This window comes from Clostridium sp., from assembly GCF_036642255.1.
Classification (GTDB): Bacteria; Bacillota; Clostridia; order Clostridiales; family Clostridiaceae; genus Clostridium_J.
Map to the genome: position 1 here is coordinate 1 of NZ_JAVWDJ010000103.1, position 3,521 is coordinate 3,521.

The 3,521-nt window shown below is 28.0% G+C and carries 3 protein-coding genes; 1 reads left to right on the plus strand and 2 read right to left on the minus strand.

The features are described from left to right. Nucleotides 1–172: 172 nt before the first annotated feature. Together RR409_RS20900 and RR409_RS20905 are read right to left on the minus strand one after the other, a co-directional pair. Nucleotides 173–1,618 carry a PLP-dependent aminotransferase family protein gene (locus tag RR409_RS20900; protein WP_332559707.1) on the minus strand — a complete coding sequence of 482 codons (1,446 nt, stop codon included), beginning with the start codon at nt 1,616–1,618 and terminating at the stop codon, nt 173–175. 26 nt (nt 1,619–1,644) lie between these two features. Then, nucleotides 1,645–2,544, minus strand: coding sequence for a D-alanine--D-alanine ligase (locus tag RR409_RS20905; protein WP_332559708.1), 900 nt, complete (start codon nt 2,542–2,544; stop codon nt 1,645–1,647). Between the two features lie 340 nt (nt 2,545–2,884). Here RR409_RS20905 and RR409_RS20910 point away from each other — a divergent pair, with 340 nt between their 5' ends. Continuing rightward, a complete protein-coding gene (locus RR409_RS20910; RefSeq protein ID WP_332559709.1) occupies nt 2,885–3,358 on the plus strand; it encodes a peroxiredoxin in 474 nt (157 codons plus the stop codon). Nucleotides 3,359–3,521 lie beyond the last annotated feature (163 nt).

Here is a 3,521-nt window from a genome sequence, read left to right on the forward strand (position 1 = left end):
ACCTCTTAGCGACAAGGAATATCTTATCATATTTATTTTTATGGTTTATATTTAAACACTTTATTAGATATAACCATTTAGATAATGCTACAAATAACTACATATATCTCTATTTTTTGCATATTGATACACTAGGGTTAGTATATTTATTAAATTGAAATTTTCTAATTTCTTATTTGTTTTTAATCTTCAATATTTCATCTCCAATTATTTTAATTCCCTTTTCGATTTCTTCCATTGATAATCTTGAGAAACCTAGTCTTAATGTATGCTTTCTATCATTATCAATATAAAATATATCCCCTGGAGTAAATATAACGCCTCGCTTATAACATCTATCTAATAAGTCTCTTGAGTTTATATCTTTTAACTTAATAAATACGTATAATCCTCCACATTCATATATTGAATCATATGATATATACTTATCAATTAATTCCTTTACTCTTTCGCTCTTGTCCTTATATATATTTCTAACCTTCTTTGTATACCTTTCAAAACTACCACTTTTAAGATATTCATGAAGAATCGCCTGATCTAAAGTCGAGGTATGAATATTTCTACTTCTTTTAACACTTTCTAATATATCTATTAAAGCATTATCAGCTAAAATCCAACCTATTCTTATACCAGGGAATAAAATTTTAGATAAACTACCTATATAAATAACTCCGTTTTCTTTTCCACATATTGCGGCTACCGGTGCAATATGTGTGCTTAAGTGTTGAAGTTCTTCATTGAATCCATCTTCAATAATTGGTACATTATATTCTTTAAATAGATTATAGATAATTTTTCTGTCTTTATGAGACATAACCAGCCCTGTTGGATTATGATATGAGGGTGTTAAATATGCTACTTTAACTTTATTATTTTGCAGTATATGTTTTAACTTTGTACGACTAACTCCGTCTTTCTCTATATCAAGTCCAATTATATTTAGATTATTTAACTTCATGAGTTTTATTGCTGTGTTATGAGTTGGATTTTCACAAAGAATAGTATCCCCTTCACTAGTAATTGCTGATAAAACCATATCAAACCCTTCTGTAAATCCATTTGTAATAATTATACCTTTATTATTTGTGTTGACACCTTTTCTTTGCATATAATTATAAATGTAGTTTATTAATGGTAAATATCCTCTGGCATATCCATAATTTAGTATCCTATTTCCATTAAGAGAAATAACATTTAAAAATGCACGTTTAATTTCCTCTACATCAAATAATCTTTCATCTGGAGCGATGCTTCTAAAAGATATAACATCTTTCTCATACATTAACTCATTTTTCATAATATCTAATTTATTAGCAGCTCTCCCATAATCATTAATCTTTTCATTCCAGCTGATATTCCAGCTATCATTTATCGCTACTTTTATTTTAGATACAAAAGTGCCTTTACCTTGTAATGTATACACAAATTCATCATTCTCAAGCATCTCATAAGCAGTGAGGATGGTACTTCTACTCACCTTCATCATTAAAGCTAATTCCCTTGTTGATGGAAGTTTACTTTCAGGAGGAAGCAATCCTTCTTCAATCATTTCTTTTAGTTTATTATAAACCTGTTCATAAATAGGTTTTTTATTATTAAAACTTACATTGAAAAACATTACTTCACCCCATACAAATATATTTATTATTCTTTTATGATAGAGTATTCTATTATTTTATCTAGCAATGACATGAAATCAATTCCCATAGCTGCTGCACTCTTAGGAAAAAGACTAGTTTTCGTCATCCCTGGAAGAGTGTTAATTTCTAGAACGTAAATCTCATCATTTTTAATAATCATATCAATTCTACCATAACTTTTTAATTTAAACACTTTCCAACACTTTATGGCTATTGCTTCAATTTTCTTTCTAACTTCTTCTTCTAATATTGCAACTTTTTCTATAGCGCCATCTTTACTATACTTTGAATTATAATCAAAAAATATAGAGTTAGCTTTTATTGATATTATCGGCAATACCTCCCCATTTAGAACACAACAGGTTATTTCTTCACCATCTATATACTCTTCTATCATTATATCACTATCATAACTTAATGCTTTGTGAATAATATTTTCTAATTCAATAGGCTCATTAACTATGAACGTTCCAATACTTGATCCCCCATTATTGGGTTTAACTATTAAAGGATAATTCAAATCTTTTAATAGATTAAAGTTTGCATAGTTTTCTTTATTGATATTAATCCACTTTGGAGTATTAATATCCTCAGCTAAGAATATTCTTTTGCTCATATCCTTATCCATGCACAATGCACTAGATAGAATTCCACTTCCTGTATATTGTATATTTAAACTTTCTAGAATTGCTTGTATTGAACCATCTTCCCCGAACTTGCCATGAAGGGCTATAACTGCAAAATCTATATTTTTAATTTTATCTACTGCATCGCTTTGCTTATTTATGCATATTGGAACTATCTCATACTTATTAGAATCTAAGTTCCTTATAATTTCCTTTCCCGTTAATAACGATATATCTCTTTCGTGAGAGTCCCCACCCATTATAACTCCTACTCGCATCGTCATACCTCCTAATTATTTGTTTTCTGTATCTTTACTATATTCTATTCTTCATTCCTTGGTTTCGTAAGAACCACCTAACTAGAACTTATAATTAATAGTGGTATGTTTTATTTTTTACAACTTATTAATGATAAAATTTTTCTCTCTTTAAGACCTTAAGATGTATTATATAAATTCTATTTTAAAGTTTATTCTATATGTTTTTTAATTACCTAATAGATGTTACCTTATATAATATAAAACCAAACATATTTGTATAAAATTGTTGATAAATATTAAAATTTTAGTGTATAATTACTTTCAACAAATAATAATTATTTATTTAGGAGTGTATGATATGAATGAAATACAAGAAGGATTAAAAGCGCCTGACTTTACTTTGCCTGGTAGCGATGGAAATACTTATACTTTAAGTAACCTTATTGGTAAAAATATTGTTCTATTTTTTTATCCTAAAGACAATACGCCTGGTTGAACTAAAGAGTCACTGTCTTTTAAAGACAACTTAAAGACTCTGGAAGAGTTAAATACAATAATATTCGGCATAAATAAGGACTCTGTTAATTCACATAATAAATTCATAGAAAAGCAAAGTTTAAACTATATTTTATTATCTGATGAAGATAAAGTAGTTTGTTCGTTATATGATGTTTTGAAGGAAAAAAATATGTATGGCAAAAAAACTATAGGAATAGAACGAAGCACTTTTATAATTGACACGCAAGGGAACTTATCAAAGATTTTCAGAAAAGTAAAAGTTGATGGACATGTTGAAGATATTATAGATTGTATATCCCTTAACTTGAAATAGCTTGATATTTACCATGTAAAATTATTAAATAATACTTAATTGGTGAACAATTATATATTAGCTTATAAGAAAGCAAAATAAAAAACCTAGTACAATGTACTAGGTTTTTTGGTGGCTCGAGCAGGAATCGAACCAGCGACACGAGGATTTTCAGTCCTCTGCT

Bases quoted from the DNA above. Each gene is read 5' to 3' on its own strand.
- RR409_RS20905 (WP_332559708.1), bottom strand. From the start codon at position 2,544: ATGCGAGTAGGAGTTATAATGGGTGGGGACTCTCACGAAAGAGATATA.
- RR409_RS20900 (WP_332559707.1), bottom strand. From the start codon at position 1,618: ATGTTTTTCAATGTAAGTTTTAATAATAAAAAACCTATTTATGAACAG.